The organism is Paenibacillus chartarius, assembly GCF_042432825.1.
GTDB lineage: Bacteria > Bacillota > Bacilli > Paenibacillales > NBRC-103111 > Gordoniibacillus > Gordoniibacillus chartarius.
On record NZ_JBHLWN010000077.1, the window covers coordinates 336,660 to 360,143 of the forward strand.

Genomic DNA, 23,484 nt, shown 5'->3' on the forward strand with positions numbered 1-23,484 from the left:
ATTTACAGACAAAATACCCTATATTTTCCACGTAAATTTCACTTTCGATTTTTTCGCCAACGGCAAAAACCGGTACACCCCAGCGGGTGCACCGGCTTCCTTCCTTGCTTTTCCGTTCAATCTATCCGTTCAATTCATGCATATATCGGGCGAACTCCTTCAGCATCGTCCGCGAATCGTATTGACCGCTGAAATCCTCCACGCCGAGATAACCGTCGTAGCCGACGGATTTCAGCGCATCGATGACGGTCTTCCAGTTCACGACGCCCTCGCGGATCGGCGCCCAGCTGCTCGTCCAGGCTATCGTACCTTCTGCAGCGCGCTCGCCGGGAAGCCACTTGGCGTTTTTCACATGCACGTGAGCCAAATACGGCCCTAGCATCTCGATGCCGGCGCGGTACTGCTCATAGCCTTCATGCACCATATTGCCCGGGTCGTACAGCACGCCAAGAACGTCGGGGTCGAACCCGTCAAGCAGCCTGCGCGCCGCACTGGCGCTGGCCGCAATCGTATTGTGATGCGTCTCGACGAGACCTTTCACGCCATACTGCCTACAAAGCTCCGCCGCTTCCTGCAGAAAGCCGCGGGTCTGCTCGAACAATACCGGATACGTCGACGTCGAAGCACTCGTATAGCCTGCAATGCCGACCCGGATGAACGACGCGCCGATCAGCTTCGCCGTACGCAGCACCTCTTCTGTGCCGGCCACGTCGCCAACGCCGACATACGGCGTAACGCTCAGCGATACTAAGCCTTCGCTTTCCGCCGCCGCTTTGAACCGCAGCTTCTCTTCATCGCCGGCAAACGGCGAGATGGAGCACAGGTTGTTGCGCCAAAACGATGGAGCTTCTCCCTTCGCCCCCTCGGGAACTTCCTTGTACCGCCACTCGATTCCTTGCAGCCCGGCAGCCTTGGCCTCTTGCGCCAGCTGCTCCGGCGTCAAATCCGGCGTAGCTACTGTAAATACGGACAGCTTCATCAACATCGCCTCCTTGATTTCGCTCTATTCAACCCGCTGCGCTTGCAGCTGCGCCCGCAGGCACAGCTCCGCCGCCTTGAACGCATGCTCTTGCGTCATTGCTTTCTCCGTCCGGTTCAGGCAGTCCAGAATCAGCTCGCCGAAGAACGGGTAGCCGACTTTGCCGGACAGCTCCAGATGCCGCTCCCCTTCCCCGTTAACCAAGTACAGATGGTTTCCCGACTTGTCGCGCGCGATATCGATGTATTTGCGAAGCTCGATATAGCCGTTCGTACCGAGAATAATCGTTCGGCCGTCGCCCCATGTGCCAAGACCGTTCGGCGTCAGCCAGTCGACGCGGAAATAGTTGGTCGCGCCGTTGTCCCCGAGCAGCGTTGCATCGCCGAAATCCTCGAGCTCCGGGTACTCCTTGCAGTGGTAATTCGCCACTTTACTGGACAGTACCGTCGCATCCTTGCTGCCGGAATAGAACAAAAACTGCTCGATTTGATGGGAGCCGATATCGCACAGAATACCGCCGTACTTCTCCTTCTCGAAAAACCACGCCGGACGCGACGGCGCATTTAACCGGTGCGGCCCGAGGCCGAGCACCTGCACGACGCGGCCGATCGCTCCGTCCTGTACGAGCTGTCCTGCGAATACGGCGCTTTCCACGTGGAGACGCTCGCTGTAGTACACCATATATTTGCGTCCTGTCCGCGCCGCCGCCTCTTTCGCGGCTTCCAGCTGATCAAGCGTGGTGAAAGGCGTTTTATCCGTAAAATAGTCCTTGCCGTGCTCCATCACCTTCACGCCAAGCGGACCGCGCAGCGACGGCACCGCCGCCGCGGCGACGAGCTTCACTTCCGCGTCCTGCAAAATTTCATCGAGCGACGAAGCCAGCTGCACCCCCGGGTAGCGGGACTTGAAAGCTTCCATCTTCTCCGCGTCCGGGTCGTACACCCATTTCAGCGTAGCTCCCGCCTCAACGAGCCCGTTGCACATGCCGTAAATATGCCCGTGGTCAAGCGCCGTCGCCGCAAACACAAAATCGCGTCCGCTTACGACTGGACTCGGCTTGCCCTGCGGAGCATAATTCATACCGTCCTGCTTCTGAGTCACTGTTCGTTCCCTCCGCTATTAATGAGTTCCTTGTACGTTCAAGGTTTGGTATTCGCCGGCCACTTTGGTCGTCTTCGATTGCCGGATTTGCTCCTGCAGCTTGGCGTAGAACAGTTCTTCATCGATCGGAAAATCAACCCAGTTGTCGGTCCATGTCGACAGCAGCATCGCGTTGGACAGCATCAGGCCGTTAATTCCTTCCTCGCCCGGCGCCAGCAGCGGTGTACCCTTCACGACCGCGTTAACCCAATCCTGAGTAATGGCGGCATGCTGCTGTTCGCCGTTGCCGGATTGGATCGGAACTTCGCATTTCCAGCATTCCGGCTGCCCGAACCCGCCGGTGAACGTCGCATTGAACTCCGATTCCGGAACGCGCAGACGCCAGAACGTCAGCTTGCCGTCTTCGATGACGATTTTGCCGCGGTCGCCGGACACCTCGAACCGGTTCGTTCCCGGTGCATCGGTCGTCGACGTGACGAATACGCCGGTTGCCCCGTTCTCGTATTCGACATATGCCGTCACATCGTTCTCGACCTCGATGTCGCGATTTTTGCCGAATTGACAAAACGCCCGCATCCGCTTCGGCTTCAGCCCCGTCGTCCATCCCCACAGATCCAGCTGATGCGGATCCTGGTTGATCAGCACGCCGCCGCCTTCGCCGGCCCACGTCGCGCGCCAGCCGCCCGAGTTGTAATAGCTTTGCGAGCGGTACCAGTTCGTAACAATCCAGTTCGTGCGGCGCACTTCGCCGAGCTCCCCGGAGATAATCAGATCCCGCAATTTACGGTAAAGCGGATTGGACCGCTGGTTATACATAATGCCGAACACTTTGCCGGAAGCGGCGGCGGCTTCGTTCATCTCGCGCACCTGCTTCGTGTAGACGCCGGCCGGCTTCTCGATCAGGACGTGCAGACCATATGCAAACGCTTTAATCGCAAGCTCCGGATGGGAATAATGCGGAGTCGCCACGATCACGCCGTCGATCGCTCCCGAGCCGAGGAACTCTTCGACATTCGCAAACGTCTTGACCTGCTCGCCGAGCTCCTTGCGGGCCCATTCGAGCCGCTCCTGTCTATCGTCGCATACCGCCGTCAATACGCCGTTCTTCACTTGACCCTTCGCCAAATATTGCGCATGGCCTGTGCCCATATTGCCCAGTCCGATGATACCGATTCGCATTTCGTTCATGTTCAGCCGCCTTTCATTTGCGATCCATTTTAGCTTGCTTGCACAGTTATTGTATCACGCGGCATTCGGACGGAGCTTTACTCGCATTGACGGATATAGTCTTTCATTTGACTGTGGTTGCGGTTTCATGGAAAATATGCTGGAATTGATTGTGCTTTCGTTTTTACCGTAGGCGCGCCTAAGCATCAGTCCGATATGTTGTGTAGTGATAGGTGAGGAACGCATACAGGTGATTGGCGGTCGGCAGCTCAGACGGCGACCGATCTGATACGGTGCGGCTGATCCTGCAAAATAGAATCGTAAAGCCGGGCAAGGTCGAACCCTGCCCGGCTTTATACAACGCGGCGTTACGCTTTCACCGGCAGCGCGGCCGGCTGCTTGCGGCGCAGCAGCAAAAACGTCAGCGGAAGCGCGAGCAGCACGATGACCGTCGCGACGAAGTACACATCGTTCACGCTTGAGGTGAACGACTGCGCTTGAATGAGCGCCGCCTGCTTCGCATCGGGAGCAGCGGCGTTCCCCGCCCCCTTGGCCAGCTCGGCGCTATGGACCGTCATTCGAGCAACGAGCAGCGACGTGAACAGGCCGATCGAGAACGAGCCGAACCCTTGCCGAATCCAGTTGTTGGCGGAAGACGCATGACCGCTCAGCACGCGAGGAATGACTTCCATTCCCGCATTCGTCGCCGGCATCGTCGCCAGAGATATGCCGACGTTGCGGACAGCCATCCAAAACATGATATAGGCTTTCGACGTATCGAGGTGCAGATGGCCCATCGCATACGTGCCGACGCCCATCAGGATGACGCCGGACACGATGAGCGCGACCGGTCCTACCCTCTTGTACAGCGCGCCGGTGAGCGGCATGCAGGCGGCCATGGCAAGCGACGCCGGAAGCAGGATCAAGCCGGTATCCATGGCGGACAGCCGCTGTATATTTTGCAGGAAGAGCGGTGTCAAATACGTTCCCGAGTACAGGCTGATCGTCACAATGCAGCTAAGAATCAAGCTCAGCGTATAGCGGAACTCCTTGAACACCGATAAGTTCAGCAGCGGATGCTCCGTCGTCAGCTCGCGCCAAATGAAGGCTCCCAGCATAACGAAGCCGAACGCGATCAGGCCGACGATCTGAATCGACGCCCAGCCCCATGTATTTCCTTCGCTGAAGGCCAGCAGCAGCGCCGTAGAAGCGGCCAACGCCGTCACGAAGCCGATGCCGTCGAAGGAAGGGGTGCGGCCGACCCGGTAAAAAGGAATCAAGCGGAAGGCGAGCAGTGTCGCCAGTACCCCGAACGGGATATTAATGTAGAACAGCCACCGCCAATCGAAGCGTTCGACAAGCCAGCCCGCCAGCGTAGGACCGATGGCCGGCGCCAGCATGGCGCACAAGCTCCATAAGCTCAGCGCGAATGCCTGCCTTTCCCGCGGAATCACCTGATAGATGATCGTCATCGTCGTCGGCATGACAATTCCGCTGAAGGCGCCCTGCAAGATCCGAAAGGCGATGAGCGACTCCATATTCCAGGCTAGTGCGCATGCCATGGACATGAGCGTAAACCCTAATAGCGAAATGCCATACACAAGCTTTGCGCTAAATTTGTCGGACAAGTACCCGCAAAGAGGAGCAACGATGCCCGTGGCGAGCATAAATCCGGTTAACGTCCATTGTGCGGCGTTAAGCGGCGATCCGAAATCCTCCATCAAGACGGGCAGCGCGACGTTGATCGTGCTAATCCCCAAAATGGCCAAAAACGAGCCGCAAACGATGGCCAGCATAATCGGGCCGAAAGGCATCGTCTTTTGTTGACTCAATTCCATTCCTCCAACTCTCCTATCCCTTATCTTTTTCTAGTTCAATAATTTGCCGAGCAAACGTTCAAATTGCTCAACTTCTTCCGCGTCCAGCTTGTTCCACAACCGGTCTATGACCTCATTGACCTTGACGTCGATACGGGCAAGCAGCGCTTCGCCGGATTCCGTAATGCGAAGCAGCACCGCACGCCGGTCGGACGGCTGCGGGAGCCGCTCGGCCCAACCGCTCTCGACGAGCTTATTCGCCAAATTCGTCACGGCCGGCAGCGTAACATAGATTCGCTCTGCGAGCTCCGTACAGCTGCAGGAGCCCTCGTCCCGCAAAATCGTCAGCATCGTATATTGCGCATTCGAAATGCCCTCGTTGATGTTCCGCGAGTATTCGTTCTTCGTTTTCCTGATTAACAGCCGGAAACGATGCGACAGCTCGCGTCGAATCGATTCATCGCCCAACCTCCGCCCTCCTTGTTCAATCATTAAATAGTTCAAAGACTTAATTATCCACCGAAAAAGTTTACCTCCGATGCGAGAAAATGTAAAGCCGCCCGTTACAACGTTCAGAACATTGATCGACAATATCGGCATATTCTAAAGATTCGCCAAAACCCGCAAGGACGAGCAGGATTTTGCCCCGATTCGGTGAAACTATTTTGTATTCGACAGGAAAAGTTTGGAATAAAGGGGTTGTTGATTACGGTATACGCAATCGCTCAAACGGCTGCTTACGCTCTGCCGTTCATTCTGCTGCAGACGACAGTTATGTGGCGAATCCGTTTGATTCGCACCCGCATCGACCGGACGTTCCTGATTTCATGGTTAACGTTCGCCTGGCTGTTCGTAATCATGTGCTTTGCCGGTGTTGCCCTGAACATCTTGCTGGCTGTCAGTTTTCTCATGATCGCTGTGCTGACTTACGCGCATTTCCGCTGCCTGTCGCTGGTCAAAGCCGAGCTTGCCCGGTCCGATAAGCTGAGAACGATCAGCGCGCTTGCCGCCGGTGTCTCGCATGAAGTACGAAACCCGATTACCGTAACCCGCGGCTTTATCTCCCTGCTCAAACAGCCGGATCTTTCGGATGACAAGAAGAATGTCTATACCGCCCTGGCGCTGGAGGAGCTTGATCGCGCGAAACAAATTATTACCGATTATTTGGCGTTCGCCCGGCCTTCGCCGCAACAGTTGGAAGCGCTTCACTTAGAAGAGGAGCTCAGCTACGTCAAGCAAGTACTGCAGCCGCTCGCCAGCCTGAACCAGATTGAACTGACCGTCCGTATCGAGGATGCACTGCTTTGGGGCGATCGGGTCCAGCTGCGGCAAGCCTTCATTAACTTGCTGAAAAATGCTATCGAAGCCGTTCAACCTTACGGAAAAGTGGAAGCGCATTCAACCGTGCGCGGCAATCAGGTATGCATTGTGATCCAGGATAATGGCGCCGGCATGGCGCCCGAGGACGTGCAACGAATCGGCGAGCCGTTCTTCACGACGAAGGAAGGCGGCACCGGACTAGGCATGATGGTCGTCTTTGCGGTCGTCAAATCGTTCAGGGGGACAGTAGACCTGCAGAGCGAACCTGGGAGAGGCAGCAGATTTACGGTAACTTTGCCTTTGCACAAAAGAGAAGACCTGTAATCGGTGCAAGCGCCGCTTTCCGAGCGGCGTCCGTTTTGCCGACCCGGCAGTTCGCAACAGCCCTGCGCCCACTCTATGTTTGGAGAGGCGTCAGGGTTTTTATTTTGGCTATAATTACGCCGTTGCACGCATCCTTTTTTGTGTATAATGAATTGACTGCCTCAATTCTCATATAGGAGCAACGCTGCAAGAGCATTTTTGGAGGGTTTCAAGATGCCGGGAAGCGGAAGCGATTGTATCGGAACTGTCGCGGAAATCCGTTTGGCCGTTTACCAATACACGCGGTATGCTGCAGAAGATCAAAGAGGTGCTTGACGATTGCCGGCAGTGAAATAGCTTATATCTATCATCCATATAACAAACTAATATTTGAATCTATAAATAATAGTGATACACTATGATATGATTATGTTGAACCAGAAAAGTCGTATGAAGAGGTCGCGCCCTGGCTTACTGTAGTGCCTAAGATGGTGCGCCTACTTCCATTCTGCAAATCTTAGGATATAAGGACGGTAACTATGAGCAAGCAAACGAAAACAGACGTTATCTTAATTGGTGCCGGGATCATGAGTGCGACATTGGGGTCGCTGCTGAAGGAACTAGCACCGGACTGGAACCTTAAAGTGTTTGAACGGCGCGCAACTGCTGGGGAAGAAAGCTCCAACGAATGGAATAATGCGGGAACAGGCCACGCTTCCCTGTGCGAGCTGAACTATACCACAGAGAAACAGGACGGTTCCATAGATATTAGCAAAGCTGTCAAAGTGAACGAAGAGTTTCAAGTATCCAAGCAGTTTTGGTCTTATTTGGTCAAGAGCAATCTCATTCGGAACCCGCGGGACTTTGTCGTACCGGTCCCTCATATGAGTTTTGTACAAGGCGAGCAAGACGTAAAGTTTTTGAAAAAGCGGTTTGAAGCGATGTCCGCCAATCCGTTGTTCAAAGGAATGGAATATTCCGACGATCCGGCGAAGCTGAAGGAATGGATTCCGCTGATGATGAAGGACCGGACCGTGAACAAGCCGATTGCGGCAACGAGAATCGAATCCGGTACCGATGTGAATTTCGGCGCATTAACGCGCATTTTGTTCGCCCATTTGAAAAATCAGAACGTCGATATCCGTTACAATCAAAATGTCGATGATATTAAACGTACCGGAGACGGCCTGTGGGAATTGAAGGTACGCAATATTGGCACCGGTAACGTGGAGCGCCATACGGCCAAATTCGTCTTTATCGGCGGCGGCGGCGGCAGCCTCCATTTGCTGCAAAAGTCCGGTATCCAGGAAGGCAAAGGAATCGGCGGCTTCCCGGTCAGCGGACTGTTCATGGTGTGCAAGAACCCGGAGGTCGTAGCGCAGCATCGTGCCAAAGTATACGGCAAGGCTTCGGTCGGCGCCCCTCCGATGTCCGTACCGCACCTTGACACAAGGGTGATCGACAAGCAGGAATCGTTGTTCTTCGGTCCGTTTGCGGGCTTCTCGCCCAAGTTTTTGAAGTTCGGCTCCATGTTCGATCTGATCACTTCCGTGAAGCCGCACAATCTGTTAACGATGCTGGCGGCCGGCGTGAAGAACGTCCCGCTGACCACATACTTGATCAAGCAAGTCATGCTGTCGAAGGAACAGCGCATGGAAGCGCTGCGCGAGTTCGTGCCTAACGCCAGAAGCGAAGATTGGGAGCTTGTTGTGGCAGGCCAGCGCGTGCAAATTATTAAAGATACCGCGGCCGGCAAAGGAACGCTACAATTCGGTACGGAAGTCATTAGTGCCGCCGACGGCTCGGTCGCTGCCTTGCTCGGCGCATCTCCGGGTGCTTCCACCGCCGTTTCCGTCATGCTGCAGGTCATTGAACGCTGCTTCCCGCAGCACATCAAAACGTGGGAGCCGAAACTCAGAGAAATGATTCCTTCTTATGGCCTTTCACTGCTCAAACACACGGATCTGATCCGCGACATTCATACGTCGACGGCTCAGACACTCGGCCTAAGCGATGAAGTGCCGGTGCAAATCGGACACCGAACCGTATCGTAATAACTCCATGAGGCTGCTGACATGTGTCGGCGGCCTTTTTTTGCTTTCCGAACGAATCCGGCAGCACATATGACCTTGTTGCTCTTTCCATGCGCGTCACTGCCAGCAACACCGTTTCGGACCTTGTTATCCTCACGGACGCATCTGCTTGCAAGTAAGTTCCCCTCGTTAATCCTCTGTTATCCCTTTCCCTGACTTGGGTGTACCGGCTGCACACTACGATGGCTCCATCAGTTGACTTGCTTCAATTCGTGACTTACTATAAAAAAAGAAGCGACATGGGCAAAGGAGGCTGAAACGCTTGGAAAACGACTTGCTGCGAAGCTGTCAATCCGATTCAACGATGCATTTCTGTCCGGTTTCGTTACGAAAATACGGAGCATGGTTCTGGGGATCCATTTTGGTCCTGTCATTTATTTCCGTCATACTGAACGTTTGGCTTCAGGAGCCTCTTCTTTTGGTGCTGCTGTCGTTTCCGGTCGCGTATTTGGCGATGAGCCTGCTCCCGTTGCAGTGGACGGCATTGGCTGCCGCCGTTCTGATCGGTACGATCCCGTTATACGCCGAACCGTCGCCGCCGCTCTGGATCGCCATGCTTGGACTGGCCGGTCTGTTCGCGGTTATCAAGCGGGTTGTTTACATATCGGGACGCAATTTTAATCAAAAGCAGGCAAACGACGAGCTGCTGCTGAATACGGTGCTTTCATTCGCCAAGACGATTGATGCTCGCGATCCGTACACAGCTTTTCACTCAAACAATGTAGCGAATTATGCAAAATCCATTGCGGAAGAAATGCGGCTGCCCCGGCAGCAAATCCAGTCGATTTATTTGGCCGGCCTCATCCACGACATCGGTAAAATCGGGACGCCCGAGACGATCCTGCAAAAAGAAGGCCGATTGACCGACGAGGAGTTCGAGACGATGAAGAGGCATGCCGAGGACGGCTACGAAATTGTCAAAGGCATGAAGGCATTGCGGGACATCGGGGTTCCCGATATGGTGCGCCATCATCATGAACGAATCGACGGCCGCGGCTACCCGCTTGCTCTGAAGGGAGACGAAATTCCGCTCGGCGCGCGCATTTTGGGTGTGGCTGACGCCTTTGACGCGATGACGACGAACCGTTCGTACCGGGCCAAGCTGTCCGTGGAGACGGCAGCTTCCGAGCTCGAGCGGCACAAAGGCACGCAATTCGATCCTGCGGCAGCGGAGGCGTTCCTCGCCGTGCTTCGCCGCGAGGGCAAGCTGGCCCCTGCGGCAGACGACAGCTACGCGCCTGCGCTGGTTATGGCTGCGTCCCGCTAACTACGATGACGGCAAGTACGGCCGCTTCATTCCCCCGTACTTGCCGATTTTTTTACGTTCAATCAAAGAATCGCTCCATCACGACATAATCGATTCCGCCTTTTGTAAACGTTTGTTCCGTTGCGGTTAGTCCGAATTTCTCATAAAATGGCGCCTTGTCGCGTCTGGCATTGCAAAAGATCCGCTTTACACCCGCCGCCTGAGCAATTCCAAGCGCATATGACAGCAGCATGCTGCCATATCCTTTATTTTGATAAGGGACTGCGGTTGCGAATTTCCGGAACTGTGCCTCCGTGCCTTGTACGAACAGCGATACGACCGAGATAAGCCGCTCTTCCTCCATAAGCCCGTAATGCGTTCCTTCTTCATCGTCGGCCAGCTTGACATAATCCAGTTCCTTATCCGGCCACATCACTTCATGACGCAGCTGCCACGCTTGTTCTTTCGGAATGATGCGAATTTCCTCCACAGCTTCTGCTCCCCCAGTACAAGTATTCTTCCACTGTATGCCCTGTCCTCATTATGACATATCGAACCGGACTCAATCTACGCGCCCTCCCTCCCCTGACATCGAAATTGAATACACTTAGACTGCAGCTGTAGCGCTCCGGGCACCGATATCACGCCCATACCGAATTATGCTACTATGGGAGCAGCACATCGGCACAACCGATAGGGGGATTCTGTTCTATGAGCAAGATCGTTGTTGCAGGCAGCATCAATATGGACATCGTCAATCGTGTCCGCCGTCATCCAAAGCCCGGCGAGACGATTCACGGACTCGGCACCGCCTACCATCCCGGCGGCAAAGGCGCCAATCAGGCTGTTGCCGCCGCACGCGCAGCCGGACATACGGACACCGCGGTTATGATCGGCGCTGTCGGCACGGACGCCTTCGGCAGCGTACTGCTGAACGCGCTGAGAGATAGAGGTGTCCGTACCGAACACGTACGCGCGGTAGACGGCTCTTCCGGACTCGCTTTCATCACGGTGAGCGAAGACGGCGAGAACAATATTATTTTAAACACCGGGGCGAACGGCTTCGTGGCCGCTGAGCAGCTGACCGACGACGTATGGCGCGGCGCTGCTGCAATTTTACTGCAGAACGAAATACCATGGGAAACGAACCGGGCCATCCTGCATCTAGCCGCCGAACGAGGCGTCCCCGTCTATGTCAATCCCGCACCGGCGTTCCGCCTCCCGGACAGCGAGATGACCTACGTTTCTTGTCTGATCCTGAACGAATCGGAAGCGGAGCTTATGACCGGCATTCCCGTAACCGGTCCCGTTCAAGCGGAGGAAGCCGCCGGCGCCCTGCTGGCGCGCGGTGTCCGATCGGTTATCGTGACGCTCGGCCGCCACGGCTCGGTGTACGTAGGACCGGAGGGCAGCATAAGGACTCCGGCATTTCCCGTACAGCCCGTAGATACGACTGCCGCCGGCGACACGTTCATTGGCGCCTACGCCGCCGCCCGCGCCGAGGGCATGCCGCTGCATTCCGCTCTTCGCTTCGCTTCCGCAGCAGCTGCACTGACGGTAACTCGCGAAGGCGCTCAATCATCCATTCCGTCACGCTCCGACATTGACGAGCTGATGAGGGCTTGATACAAGTCCCTCTTCCCCATTGCCAAAATGCCCAAAACGGAGTAAAGTGAACGTATATGCACCATATTTAAACCAATATGAACCCAAAAGGAGCGATTTTGAATGGAGATCCGTTATGCCAACCATCCGAACGAAGTGAAGGGCTTTGACACGACCCGCCTCCGCAGTGAATTCCTGATGGAAAAGCTGTTTGTTCCTAACGAACTGACCATGGTATATACGCACGTAGACCGCTTTATCGTCGGCGCCGCCGTTCCGGTCGGCCAAACGATCAAGCTGGAAGGCGACAAGAAGGAGCTCGGCGCCGACACGTTCTTGGAGCGCCGCGAAATCGGCATTATCAATATCGGCGGCCGCGGTACGGTAACCGTTGACGGCGAAACGTACACCATGGAGTCCAAGGACGGCCTGTACATCGGCCTCGGCGCGAAGGATGTTGCGTTCTCGAGCGAAGATGCGGCGAACCCGGCCAAATTTTACTTCAACTCTTGCCCTGCCCATAAGACATACCCGACGGTCAAGATTGCGATCTCCGAGGCGTCTCCGAACCATCTCGGCTCGATTACGAACTCCAACGAGCGTACGATCTACCGCTATATCCACACCGGCGGCATTCAAAGCTGCCAGCTCGTAATGGGCATGACGCTGCTGAAGCCGGGCAACATGTGGAATACGATGCCTTGCCATACGCATAACCGCCGCTCGGAAATTTACCTGTACTTCGATATGCCGCAAGACGGCGTCGTGTTCCACATGATGGGCGAGCCGACGGAAACCCGCCATCTGGTCGTCCGCAACGAGCAGGCGATCATCTCCCCGAGCTGGTCGATCCACAGCGGTGTAGGCACAAGCAACTATACATTCATCTGGGGCATGGCCGGCGAGAATCAAATCTTCGAAGATATGGACGCCGTTGCAATGACGGAGCTGAAGTAAGGAATCGAACGCCCCTGCAGGAACATCTTTCAATGAAACGGATGCGAGAGCGGTGAACCAACTACGGCGTTACGAAATCATCATGGAGCTGCTGCTCGAGCGCCGGGAAGTATCCGTTGCCGAGCTTAGCGACAGGCTGCAAGTAACCGGGAAGACGATCCGCGAAGACCTCGCCAAGCTGGAAGAGCGGGGTCTGCTCGTTCGTGTTCACGGCGGCGCTATGCTGGCCCAAAGCGACCAGCTCGGCATCTTGAGATCGAACGTATCCGACGGGCTGTACGGCGAGGCCAAAGCCGAAATTGCCGGCATCGTCCAGCGCCATATCGAGCCAGGCGACATCGTTGCGCTCGACGGCGGCAGCACGACGCTGGAGATCGCGAGGCGGCTCGACAATATTCCGATAACCGTCGTGACGAACGATCTGTACATTATTAACGAGCTGACGCGCAAAGATCAGATTCGGCTCGTCGTTCCCGGCGGCTACCGGGTCCGCAACATGCTGACCGGCCCGGAAGCCGTCCATTTTTTGCAATCGCTCAACATACACAAGGCGTTTCTGTCCGCTACCGGAATTCATCTCCAGGACGGACTCTCGATCTACACCAGTGATTTTATCGAATTCAAGATGGCCTTGCTGCGTGTATCGCGCGTCGCATATGCCGTCGCCGATCACCGCAAGTTCGGCCGGACGGCGCTGCGCACGTTCGCCCCGCTTACGGACGTCAAGGCGATCATTACGGACAGCGGACTGTCCCTGGAAACAGCCGCCCATTACCGTGCAGCCGGAGTCGACGTGATCACGCCGTAACGGACATCCCCACAATAAATAACAGGAGGCTCCTTTCTATGAGCTTATTTGACCTTACAGGCAAAACCGCCCTCGTCACCGGCGCATCCGGCGGCATCGGACAAGCGATCGCCATCGGCCTCGCCGAAGCCGGCGCCAACGTCATCGGCGTCGCTTCCTCCAACTGCGACGCAACCGTAGCCGCTATTGAAGCGGCCGGCGGCAAAGCGAAGCAAATCAAAGCCGACCTCAGCGACGAAAGCAAGCTCGAAGCCGTTGCCGCTGAAGCGATCTCCCTCTTCGGCGCCGTCGACATTCTTGTCAACAACGCCGGCACGATCCGCCGTACGCCGGCAGCCGACCACGCCCGGGAAGACTGGCATGCCGTCATCGACCTGAACTTGAACAGCGTGTTCTTCCTGAGCCAGCTGATCGGGCGCCATATGATCGAGCGCGGCAGCGGTAAAATCATCAACATCGCTTCAATGCTCTCCTTCCAGGGCGGCATTAACGTACCGGGCTACACGGCGAGCAAGCACGGCGTAGCAGGCCTGACGAAGGCGTTCGCCAACGAATGGGCGGGCAAGGGCGTTCAGGTCAACGCAATCGCTCCGGGCTACATTGAAACCAACAATACGGCGCCGATCATCTCCGACGAGAAGCGCTACAACTCCATTCTGGAGCGCATCCCTGCAGGGCGCTGGGGCGTTACCCAGGATCTGAAGGGTCCTGCCGTATTCCTCGCTTCGAGCGCTTCGGATTACTTGAGCGGCCACGTGCTTTGCGTGGACGGCGGCTGGATGGCGCGATAAGACGATGAGTCAAGCACAGTCCTCCCTATCCACGGCCAAACCGTTCGACGTCATCACCTTCGGAGAGACGATGGCCTTGATGTATCCCGAAGGAAGCCGCGGGCTCGGTACGACCGGCAAGCTGGAGCAATCGTTCGGGGGCGCCGAGAGCAACGTCGCGATCGGACTGGCCCGTCTCGGCTCCAAGGTCGGCTGGTTTTCCAAGATCGGCGACGACCCGGTCGGCGCCGGTATCGTCAAGACGATCCGCGGCGAAGGCGTCGACGTCTCGCGGGTGCGCACGACGAGTGCCGCTCCGACCGGACTGATGCTGCGCGAAGCGGTGCGCGGCAAGCTGTCCGTGTATTATTACCGCGCCGGATCGGCGGCCAGCAAGCTGACGCCGGACGATCTGGATCACGATTACATCGGCCAGACGTCGATCCTGCACCTGACCGGCATTACGCCGGCGCTAAGCGCTTCGTGCCGGGAAACCGCCATTGCGGCTGTCGCGTCCGCCAAGCGGCAAGGCGTCAAAGTAAGCTTTGACCCGAATCTGCGGCTGAAGCTGTGGTCGATCGACGAAGCCCGTCCCGTATTGCTGGAGCTGGCCGCGCAAGCGGACTACTTCCTGCCCGGCTATGATGAGCTGAAGCTGCTGTACGAAACCGAAGACGAAGCCGTCATTCTCGAGCAGCTGCGCAAGCTGCCCGGCATCTCGATCGTGAAGAGCGTCGGCGAGGAGAATTGGATCGTGAACGGCGGCAGCGTCGTTAAGCTGCCGTTCGTGAAAGCCGACCGCGTCGTCGACACCGTCGGTGCCGGCGACGGCTTCTGCGCCGGCTTCTTGAGCGGTATCAGCCGCGGCTATACGCTGGAGCAAGCCGTCCGGCTCGGCGGTCTGACCGGCTCGCTCGTCGTGCAGGCACCGGGCGACTGGGAAGCGCTGCCGACGTGGGCCGATGCCGAGCGTCTGCTTACCGGCGCGCGGCATATTGAACGGTAACAACTATCAGGAGGCTTCCGATCCCAATGAAAAAAATCCGACTCATCCAGCAAATCCACGAAGCCGGCGTCGTCGCCGTGCTTCGCGGCGATTCCCCGGAGGAGGTCGTCCGCATGGCGGACGCCGCTATCGCCGGCGGCATCCGCATTATCGAAATCACGATGACCGTACCGTTCGCACTGGAGGCGATCTCCGCCCTCGCGAAAAAATATCAGAGCGATCGTCCGGAAGCGGACGATTACGCCGTCATCGGTTCCGGTACGGTGCTCGATCCGGAAACCGCTCGCGCCACGCTGCTGGCCGGTGCCGAATTCGTCGTCGCTCCCAGCTTCAACCGCGATACGATTCTGCTCTGCAACCGGTACCGCGCACCGATCATGCCGGGCTGCATGACCATACAAGATATCACTTCGGCGCTGGAGCTCGGCGTCGATGTCGTGAAGCTGTTCCCGGGCAATCTGTTCTCCCCTTCGATTATCCCGACGATCAAGGGACCGCTGCCGCAGGCGAACCTCATGCCGACAGGCGGCGTTTCACTGGCCAATCTGAAGGAATGGATCGCCGCAGGCGCCTTTGCCGTCGGCATCGGCTCCGACCTGACCAAGGAAGCCGTCCAGAAGAACGACTTCTCGATCGTTACGGCGAAGGCTCAAGCTTACGTGGAAGCGTTCCGTCAAGCGAAACAGCGTTAATGCCCCTGCCCCCGGTTCGGCCTCGAACCGGGGGTTTATTTTTACTCCTTCCTCCCCTTGCGCTTCTCCCGTATCCAGGTGCAGACAGAGCCCGCGAGCGCTATACCAGCCAGGAAAACCTGCATTTTCCACGGACTATGCAGCATTTCCTGGGATTCCCAGGGCCACCCCATCATATCCCGGTTCACCTCCTCGATAGTAAAGCGGAATACCAACGACGAATCAAAGCGACGATGACCAGCAGCGCGGGAGCCACAATGTACAGCGGCACCCAGAAATACGGCGAAAGAATGTTCATATGTACACCAAAGATGTGCTCCTGAATGCTGTCCGACATCGTCAGCCCCATGAACAACACGGCCGCGGCGAACGGAATCGGTAACATTCGTCGGTTCGTCATCAAGAGAAGTCGTTGAATGCCGTACATGGCGGCCAACATATAAATCGCAACCTTGAAAAAAGCCGTGTTAATAAAATAAAGGACAGCAATAGCGTCAAGATGCTCAATAAATTCCGCAATCGAGATGAGCCGGATGACCGTATACATCGGATAAATGCTGGCGGCAAACATTCCTTCGCCAAGAGTCGTAATGCATAACAAATCAACGATAAGAATAAGCAAGCTCGAAGACAGAGTCGCCATTACAACGGTTTTCGAAATTTGACCCTGCTGTTTCACCATCGGCCAAAACATCGCAAATACGATCGTTTCGCCGAATGTTTGGGTTACCCCCGCAGGCCATACCGAGGTCCATACTTCGCCGAATCCTTGCTCCATGATCGGGAACAGATGCTTTAACCGAATGATATCGGAGCCGATGAGAAGAATGACAACGACGACAAAGCTGCCGATGATGATCGGAAACATAATTTCGCAAAGTCTGCCGAAAGACTCCAGACCGTGATACAACGCATAGGCAATGAAACACATAAATACACCGAGAAAAAAATACGGCGGCGTAGAGGGTAAGATCGTCGTCGGTATCAAGTCCCTCAAATCGGCAAGCACCCGGCCGCTGACATACAAGAACATGAGCGGGTACAGCCAGGAAATCGGCACTCCGAACCATTTGCCCAGAACGGCCGGATACCACTCCATCAGCGTTAGCCCCGGCAGCAGCTTCATTAAGGCGAGATATATGCCGATAGCCAGCAGCCCGAGCCCGACAGAAACAAGCACACCGAGCCAAGCATTCCGGCCTGACTGGGCGGAGAATCCGAATATAATCGTCGTGCCGATCTGAAAATACATGATCATAATAAACAATTGTTTCTTCGAGATTCGTTCCATTCCGTCATCCCCTCTTCCGGATCTTACTCGAGGAGCCGTCCAACCGGCCTGAATACGGCTTCGATCCAAGCGGTCGGTCCCGGCATCTCCGGAAAAGCCAGCAGCAGCACGGACAGCGTAAAGCCCGAAATAGCCAGCAGCAAGTAGGCGGCCCGCAGCTTCGCTTGGCGAAGGCGGGGCCACTCCAGCAGCGTCATGAGAACAACCGACGCAGCGATCCCTGCGATATAGCCCCATTTCACTGCTTCTTCACCTCATCCTTCGGCCGGTTCCCTCCTGACGTAATCATTCCGGGTCTGCGGACGATCGGCCTGATATCCAGCTGCACATCCACTTGCGGAAAAATTTCATTCCAGCGGCCTTTCATCGCCTTCCATTCCCGAGGAAACTTCCGGTGGAATATTTCGGAAAAATCGAATATATCCGCTTTCAAGTCCTTCTGAGCTTTGTCCAGAGCCAGCTGTACGCGCGATCGAATAGCGTCCTTGATCTCCTCTTCCAGAGCTTGATTGACATCGGGATTCCCCAAGTCCAGATCGGATGTGTTCTGCAGCACGTTCGCTTCCGCTTCGATCTTGGCCGTCACGCTGTAAGCCCCGTCCTTGATTTGAGGAAACAATTCCGTACGGCTGTTCAGCAAATAAAAGGACACCAGCTCGTCGTCGCTGCCCACCTTGGCGGTAATTACCGCATTTTTAATTTCATTCCTTAGAATCAACATTCCCCGCGTGATCTTATCGTCAATTTGCCCAACGAACCGGTCCTTCTTTAACACTGCCGTTCCAAAAATATAAGGTACCTCCCGATTTCCGGGATTCCGATCGGAGCCAAGCGTTTGCACCATCGGCAGGACGGCGGCACCCGATTCGCCGGACAGCATCTGGGTCAAATCGATGACCGTCACCTGAACGCCCAGCTTCGATTTGGCCATTTCTCTCAGCGCTTCCGAACTCGCGCGTTCCAGCGGCGGCATGAGCTCCAGCACACTCTTGGCACTGCCCTGGCTGACCAATATATCCGCACGCTCGCGGGTTTGCGGAACTCGCAGGATGAAGTCCAAATGGTCGCTTATACCTTCTCTGGCGAGCTTCTCTCCAAATATGAAAATGTCCGTATGTCCCCAAAAAAGCTTGCGCGGCAGTTCCTCCTGAAGCCGAGACATCGCATCGGCAATCGTGATTCCTTTCGCAGCGCGAACGAACGTCTGTCCGCCTCCGGACTGCCCTTTGCCGGCGTTGCTCCCCATCCCTTGGGAACCGCCGCTGGTTTTTGGGATAAATACTTGCACCGAAAGCTCGATGGTCCCATCCTTCTTATCGATTCCCGCCCCGGTAACGAGCGCCAAATCATTCACTTCCGTTCGATCCCAGCATCCGGCAAGAGGCAGGATGGAAGCAAAGAGACAGATGCATGCGATGCTCCTCCCGGCTGTCGAAGCCAGCTTCATTCCGGAACCCCCTTACCGGCTGCGAAATGTTTTCGCAAAAGAGCGATAGCGAGTAAAAGCAACGGAACGAGCACGAGCATCAGCATTACATAGAAAGGTGCGGCAGTCGCCAGGAAAAGGCTGATTTCGCCGAACGATTTCCCGGACCATAGGCTGAACACGACCAGAAGCAGCGCTAACGGCATAACGAGCGGCCGATGGTCGGTCATATCCAGCCACTGGGCGGTGCCCGCCGCAAGAATGTAATAGAAAAAAGTGATTTTGATAAATAGTCCCGCCACCCAAATGGCCATCACGATGGACTCTACATGCGAAAGAAAATCGGCAAGACTGATGTAGCGGGCGAGCAGCAATACAGGATACGGCAGCGCACTCGTGATGCCTCCGAACAGCATGAGAGACGAAGCGGCGGTCAGAATGAATATGAACGATACGGAGACGACGCTGGCGAGCCCCCACTTCCAAGCATGCTGCCGGTCACTGATGTGCGGAAGCAGAAACGAAACGAGCGTAAATTCGCTGAACCAGGCAGCGGGAAAGAGAGCGCCTTTCAAGGAAGGCCATAGGCCGTTCTCCAGCATCGGAAGCAGCTTCGTCACTTTCATATCCGGAATCAGCATAGCGACGATGACGATAAAAAGCAGCCCTACAACGGGAACGATGATTTGGGCGCTTCTGGCGATTGTCTCCAGCCCGCATCTTACGGCATAGGCGCATACGATCATCATGCTGACGATAATAACGACAATGGGCGTTTCCGTAAGAAAAGTACTCACCACGAATTCGCCGTATTGCCTGATGATGATGCCGGTAATGTGCAAAAGAAACATCAGAAACACGAGCCCCAGCAGCTTGCCTGCGAACTTGCCCAATATGCGTTCATAATATTGAATGGCTGTTTCCGACGGATACAGCCGATTTAACCGGCATGCGATGTACACCGACAGCATTCCGATCAAAGAGCCCCAGAGCGGCGACAGCCACATGTCTCTATCCGCATGTCTGGCGATTATCGCGGGTGCGGACAGAAGCGCAGTGGAAGAAATAGCGGGATGCATAATGACCGCCATTTGCGAAGCGTTGATTTTCATGGAAGGCAGCACCGTCGTTAATCACTTCCTTTGCCCGGTCCCGGCTTATTGCCTTGGGATTGCCGATAAGGATCGTACTCGTCCGTCAAATGCGGACGTGTTTTTAACGCCCACCACGGCGCCCTGAGCAGAACGTCCTTCATGTCGCGCGACTTCATCGGGCCCATAGGCGATAAATAAGGAACGCCGAAGGAACGAATCGAGCTGAGATGGATAATGATGCCGATCAATCCCAGCATAATGCCAAGCAGTCCGAGCGTACCGGCAAGCAGCATGATCGGAAACCGCAGCATGCGAAGCGCCATGCCGGTCGCATAGCGGGGAATCGTGAAGGATGCGATCCCCGTCAAGGCGACGACCATCACCATCGGCGACGATACGAGTCCGGCCGACGTGGCGGCTTCTCCGATGACTAAAGCGCCGACGATACTGACCGCGGCGCCTACCTGTTTGGGAAGCCTGATGCCCGCCTCACGCAAACCTTCAAAAGCGATTTCCATCAACAGCGCTTCCACTAGTGCCGGGAAAGGAATTTCTTCCCTTGACTTCGCTATGCTCAGCAGCAGCGTCGTAGGGATCATCTCCTGATGAAACGTTAAGATTGCGATATAGATGGACGGCAGCAGCAGGGCGATCAAGAAAAACGTATAGCGCAGCCAGCGGATCAAAGTCGAAATTATGTATCTTTCGTAGTAATCCTCCGAAGACTGAAGCATCGAGTACATCGTCGCCGGGGCGATTAATACGAACGGAGTTCCATCCACCAATATCGCGACACGGCCTTCGAGCAGATTGGCCACAACGACATCCGGTCGTTCCGTGTTGAGAATTTGAGGAAACGGAGAAAAAGGAGCGTCCTCGATCATTTCCTCGATATATCCGCTTTCCAGCACGCCGTCGATGTCGATGCGCTGCAGACGCGCCTGCGCTTCTTCGATCAGCGTGTCTGCTGCAATCCCTTCGATATAGGCGAGAATAATTTGCGTCTGGGTGAACCGTCCTATAGACAACGCTTGCATCTTCAGCTTCGGGCTTCGGACTCGTCTGCGAATCAGGGAGCAGTTGACCGCGATGGATTCCGTAAACCCTTCCCTTGGACCGCGAATAACCGATTCGGCGGCAGGCTCTTCGATCGACCGCTTCTCCCACTTGGGAAGACCGATGATGAAGCCGCGCGGTTCACCGTCGATAAGAATTAACGAGGCTCCCCCCGATATTTGCTTAATGACATCGGTAAAGGTCGTAACCTCCGACACCTTCGAAACGGCGACTTTCTCCCGAACCAAAGCGCTTATGTCTGCGCATTGCGGCGTATGCGCCTCCATTAGCTTCTCGAGCACATGCCCGTTAATTTCTGCCGTGTTGGACAAGCCTTCGATATACAAAAGCAGAGCGGCTGTCCCCTGTCCTATCGTAAAATCGTGAAAAACGACGTCGGAGCAATTGGCATAGATGGTGCGCAGTTCATTTTCGTTCACCGCCAATGCGGATGAGAGCTGATCCTGTTCGATCCGTACATCTTCCTGAATCACGGCGTTCATGGGAAGCTTTGACATCAATAATTGTTTCAACAGCCGGTCAAAGCCTCTCATTCGCGCTTCACCTCTGAACGATCATGATGCGCATAGGGTGAACGAGAATATACCGATTTATTCCTCATTCACCTGAACGGAACCGCCGGGCAAGCTCACGCCAATCCTCCATATATACGTTCCGCAGAGAGGGTCTGCGGCGAACCGCAAGCGGATGATACGTGACGATGGTCGGTATCCCCCGTACTTCATGCCAAGCTCCCCGAAGCCGCTTTACCTCCGCTTCCTCATCCCCGAAGAACGACTGCACGGCTATATTTCCGAAGCAGATGGCCAGTCTGGGCCGGACATCCTCCAGCTGCTTCTGCAAATGACTCATGCAAGCGTCTCTGCATACCTGCTTGTCGTAGGCACGGATCGGCCGGCATTTCAATACATACGTCACGTACAAGTCAGCTTCGCCTAAACCGACCTCGGCGGCGGCCTCCTGAAGCGTTATTCTTGTTCCGCAGACGAACGGCACTCCATTCGCATCCTCTCTGGCGCCGGGATTGTCGAGCAAAGCGAGGATTGCCGCATGCGGATTGCCTTCTCCCCATATGACGCGTCTGCGCTGCTTGGCCAGCTCGCATAGCTGGCACGATTCCAAGCCTTCGGGCACTTCATGCTCGTTCCATATACGCGTACTCATGAACCTGCACTCCTTCCGCTTTCACCTGAAAGTCGTATCTTTAACATGTCCATTCGCACAATTGTAAGTATTGGGGAGCAAATTCCGGTTTACTTGCGAATACATATAATGTCGTTCACAATAAAGAGAGGAAAGGCGGGGGTAGTGAATGGATTCCAACTTCGGCAGCCGTTATACCATGAATGGCGCTGTCAAGGAGCTGACATACGGCCGTTTGCACGAAGCCGACGATCAAGCGCTGAGCAGGCGTGTTTATCTTTATGAACTACGGGGCGGGCAAACCGGTCCCGAGCGGCGCGATGCGCTGCTGCGCGGGGCCTCTTTCAATCACGACGCCTTCATGCACATATTGGACGTAGGGTTTGTAGGGAACAGCAGCTTTGCCGTATTCAAAGCGGATGGAGGCGCACCGCTGCTCGAGGTGCTGCGCAGACACGGCCTTGATGCGGAAGACGTCGTCAAGCAAGTCTACGAGCTTGGACTGGCGATGCTGGAAGCTGCGGAGGAAGGCGTCTTCGGTTACGGAGTATTGGCCGATAACATTTGGCTGGGCAGCGGCGGTCGTCTTATGCCGATTCATTATTGGGAGCCGGGCGAGGAACGCGCCAAAGGTGCAGCCGGCTTATGCGGCTTGCTGCGCCAGCTCCTCCTTAAGGATGCTGCGGCAGCAAACTGGAGAACCGTATCGGAGCCGCGTCTGCGCATTGCGCTGCACAGGCTGCAGCTAGACCGCATGGAGGCGCTGCTCAGCGTCATGGACCGCGTTCATCGGGAGAAGCTCGCGCTGGCGAACTTCCTCGTACTGCTTCAAGGCTGCCTGCCGGATACAGCCCCTAAGGAGGAGCTTGCGGCACAGCCTCCAATTGAAGACCATGCCGCCGCTCAGCCGGACGTACTGCCGTCGCTTTCCGCACGACCCTTTGCGGAGCCCGTCCGGCCAACTCAATCGGAGCCTGGTGAGGATACGAGCGTGCTTCGCCCGCCAGCGCTGCCTGTCGTGCGTGTTGCGAGCCATATCCCGGGCGAGCCGGAAGTGAAGGATGAGGACGCTCGCGACGACGAGCCGTCCGGGGAAGAGGAAGAGCCCCGCCGGCCGCTGTGGCTCCGTCTAACGGTCGTGGCCGGAGCGGCCTGCATCTTCGTCGTCGTCTTCATCGGCTGCTTGGCGATGTTCTTCAGCTCGGGCGGCGAGCGCGCCGATACCGCCTCCGCGCCGTCATCCGGCGAACCGGCGGCGCAAGCGTCGCCGCCGACTGCTGCTGCGGCACCTGTCCGGCAAGAAGCCGCTCCAACGCAGCCGCCGAAGACTTCCGAGCCAAACCCTGCCCCGAACCAGCCGGCAGCCAACAATGGACCGACGTCGGTTCCTAAGCTGATCGGGCTTACCCGCGCCGAGGCCGAGAAAACGGCTCTCGCCGCAGGATTGCGCTATTCGTTTTCGATTATTCACAGCGATGCGCCGCAGGGCACCGTGTTTGAGCAGGAGCCTGCGGCGGGGACGGCGGCGGCCCGCGGCGACAGCGTCAAGTTTAGCGTCAGCAGAGGAAGCCAGTAGAAAGGGTGCTTTT

General features: G+C 56.1%; 22 protein-coding genes. 10 read left to right on the forward strand and 12 right to left on the reverse strand.

The window, feature by feature from the left end; translation table 11 throughout:
* Positions 1-121: 121 nt before the first annotated feature.
* From ACFFK0_RS21230 to ACFFK0_RS21250, 5 genes are all read right to left on the reverse strand, one after another.
* Positions 122-979 (reverse strand): sugar phosphate isomerase/epimerase family protein, encoded by an 858-nt coding sequence (locus ACFFK0_RS21230; protein WP_377472361.1) that lies wholly within the window; start codon positions 977-979, stop codon positions 122-124.
* A gap of 24 nt (positions 980-1,003) precedes the next feature.
* Positions 1,004-2,059, reverse strand: coding sequence for a Gfo/Idh/MocA family protein (locus ACFFK0_RS21235; RefSeq protein WP_377472436.1), 1,056 nt, complete (start codon positions 2,057-2,059; stop codon positions 1,004-1,006).
* A gap of 39 nt (positions 2,060-2,098) precedes the next feature.
* Entirely contained in the window at positions 2,099-3,268 is a 1,170-nt protein-coding gene (locus ACFFK0_RS21240) for a Gfo/Idh/MocA family protein (protein WP_377472362.1), read from the reverse strand.
* 347 nt (positions 3,269-3,615) lie between these two features.
* Entirely contained in the window at positions 3,616-5,085 is a 1,470-nt protein-coding gene (locus ACFFK0_RS21245; RefSeq protein WP_377472363.1) for an MDR family MFS transporter, read from the reverse strand.
* Positions 5,086-5,115: 30 nt separating this feature from the next.
* Positions 5,116-5,532 carry a MarR family winged helix-turn-helix transcriptional regulator gene (locus ACFFK0_RS21250; protein ID WP_377472364.1) on the reverse strand — a complete coding sequence of 139 codons (417 nt, stop codon included), beginning with the start codon at positions 5,530-5,532 and terminating at the stop codon, positions 5,116-5,118.
* 231 nt (positions 5,533-5,763) lie between these two features.
* Between ACFFK0_RS21250 and ACFFK0_RS21255 the strand changes: the two genes are divergently transcribed.
* The 3 genes from ACFFK0_RS21255 (at position 5,764) to ACFFK0_RS21265 (ending at position 10,047) form a co-directional block, all read left to right on the forward strand.
* Complete coding sequence (locus ACFFK0_RS21255) at positions 5,764-6,708, forward strand: ATP-binding protein (protein ID WP_377472365.1); 945 nt, start codon at positions 5,764-5,766, stop codon at positions 6,706-6,708.
* 518 nt (positions 6,709-7,226) lie between these two features.
* Positions 7,227-8,741 (forward strand): malate:quinone oxidoreductase, encoded by a 1,515-nt coding sequence (locus ACFFK0_RS21260; protein WP_377472366.1) that lies wholly within the window; start codon positions 7,227-7,229, stop codon positions 8,739-8,741.
* 460 nt (positions 8,742-9,201) lie between these two features.
* Entirely contained in the window at positions 9,202-10,047 is an 846-nt protein-coding gene (locus ACFFK0_RS21265) for an HD-GYP domain-containing protein (protein WP_377472437.1), read from the forward strand.
* A 58-nt stretch (positions 10,048-10,105) separates the two neighbouring features.
* On the opposite strand, the gene ACFFK0_RS21270 is transcribed toward ACFFK0_RS21265, so the two are convergent.
* A complete protein-coding gene (locus ACFFK0_RS21270) occupies positions 10,106-10,516 on the reverse strand; it encodes a GNAT family N-acetyltransferase (RefSeq protein WP_377472367.1) in 411 nt (136 codons plus the stop codon).
* A 221-nt stretch (positions 10,517-10,737) separates the two neighbouring features.
* On the opposite strand from ACFFK0_RS21270, the gene rbsK reads away from it, so the two are divergent.
* The 6 genes from rbsK (at position 10,738) to ACFFK0_RS21300 (ending at position 15,864) form a co-directional block, all read left to right on the forward strand.
* A complete protein-coding gene (gene rbsK / locus ACFFK0_RS21275; protein ID WP_377472369.1) occupies positions 10,738-11,652 on the forward strand; it encodes a ribokinase in 915 nt (304 codons plus the stop codon).
* A gap of 102 nt (positions 11,653-11,754) precedes the next feature.
* Positions 11,755-12,588 carry a 5-dehydro-4-deoxy-D-glucuronate isomerase gene (gene kduI / locus ACFFK0_RS21280; protein WP_377472370.1) on the forward strand — a complete coding sequence of 278 codons (834 nt, stop codon included), beginning with the start codon at positions 11,755-11,757 and terminating at the stop codon, positions 12,586-12,588.
* 52 nt (positions 12,589-12,640) lie between these two features.
* A complete protein-coding gene (locus ACFFK0_RS21285; RefSeq protein ID WP_377472372.1) occupies positions 12,641-13,396 on the forward strand; it encodes a DeoR/GlpR family DNA-binding transcription regulator in 756 nt (251 codons plus the stop codon).
* A gap of 38 nt (positions 13,397-13,434) precedes the next feature.
* Positions 13,435-14,187 carry a 2-dehydro-3-deoxy-D-gluconate 5-dehydrogenase KduD gene (gene kduD / locus ACFFK0_RS21290; RefSeq protein ID WP_377472374.1) on the forward strand — a complete coding sequence of 251 codons (753 nt, stop codon included), beginning with the start codon at positions 13,435-13,437 and terminating at the stop codon, positions 14,185-14,187.
* A gap of 4 nt (positions 14,188-14,191) precedes the next feature.
* Entirely contained in the window at positions 14,192-15,172 is a 981-nt protein-coding gene (locus tag ACFFK0_RS21295; protein WP_377472376.1) for a sugar kinase, read from the forward strand.
* A gap of 26 nt (positions 15,173-15,198) precedes the next feature.
* Entirely contained in the window at positions 15,199-15,864 is a 666-nt protein-coding gene (locus tag ACFFK0_RS21300; RefSeq protein WP_377472378.1) for a bifunctional 2-keto-4-hydroxyglutarate aldolase/2-keto-3-deoxy-6-phosphogluconate aldolase, read from the forward strand.
* Positions 15,865-16,048: 184 nt separating this feature from the next.
* On the opposite strand, the gene ACFFK0_RS21305 is transcribed toward ACFFK0_RS21300, so the two are convergent.
* The 6 genes from ACFFK0_RS21305 to ACFFK0_RS21330 form a co-directional block, all read right to left on the reverse strand.
* Complete coding sequence (locus ACFFK0_RS21305; RefSeq protein ID WP_377472380.1) at positions 16,049-17,155, reverse strand: GerAB/ArcD/ProY family transporter; 1,107 nt, start codon at positions 17,153-17,155, stop codon at positions 16,049-16,051.
* Between the two features lie 23 nt (positions 17,156-17,178).
* A complete protein-coding gene (locus ACFFK0_RS21310) occupies positions 17,179-17,397 on the reverse strand; it encodes a hypothetical protein (RefSeq protein WP_377472383.1) in 219 nt (72 codons plus the stop codon).
* On the reverse strand, positions 17,394-18,602 hold the full coding sequence (locus tag ACFFK0_RS21315) for a Ger(x)C family spore germination protein (RefSeq protein WP_377472385.1): 1,209 nt from the start codon (positions 18,600-18,602) through the stop codon (positions 17,394-17,396). The genes ACFFK0_RS21310 and ACFFK0_RS21315 overlap by 4 nt, the downstream gene beginning before the upstream one ends.
* Positions 18,599-19,693 (reverse strand): GerAB/ArcD/ProY family transporter, encoded by a 1,095-nt coding sequence (locus ACFFK0_RS21320; RefSeq protein WP_377472387.1) that lies wholly within the window; start codon positions 19,691-19,693, stop codon positions 18,599-18,601. The genes ACFFK0_RS21315 and ACFFK0_RS21320 overlap by 4 nt, the downstream gene beginning before the upstream one ends.
* 17 nt (positions 19,694-19,710) lie before the next feature.
* Entirely contained in the window at positions 19,711-21,249 is a 1,539-nt protein-coding gene (locus ACFFK0_RS21325; RefSeq protein WP_377472438.1) for a spore germination protein, read from the reverse strand.
* Between the two features lie 100 nt (positions 21,250-21,349).
* A complete protein-coding gene (locus tag ACFFK0_RS21330; protein ID WP_377472389.1) occupies positions 21,350-21,916 on the reverse strand; it encodes a uracil-DNA glycosylase in 567 nt (188 codons plus the stop codon).
* A 148-nt stretch (positions 21,917-22,064) separates the two neighbouring features.
* Between ACFFK0_RS21330 and ACFFK0_RS21335 the strand changes: the two genes are divergently transcribed.
* Positions 22,065-23,471, forward strand: a complete 1,407-nt coding sequence (locus ACFFK0_RS21335) for a PASTA domain-containing protein (RefSeq protein WP_377472391.1) — start codon at positions 22,065-22,067, stop codon at positions 23,469-23,471.
* Positions 23,472-23,484 lie beyond the last annotated feature (13 nt).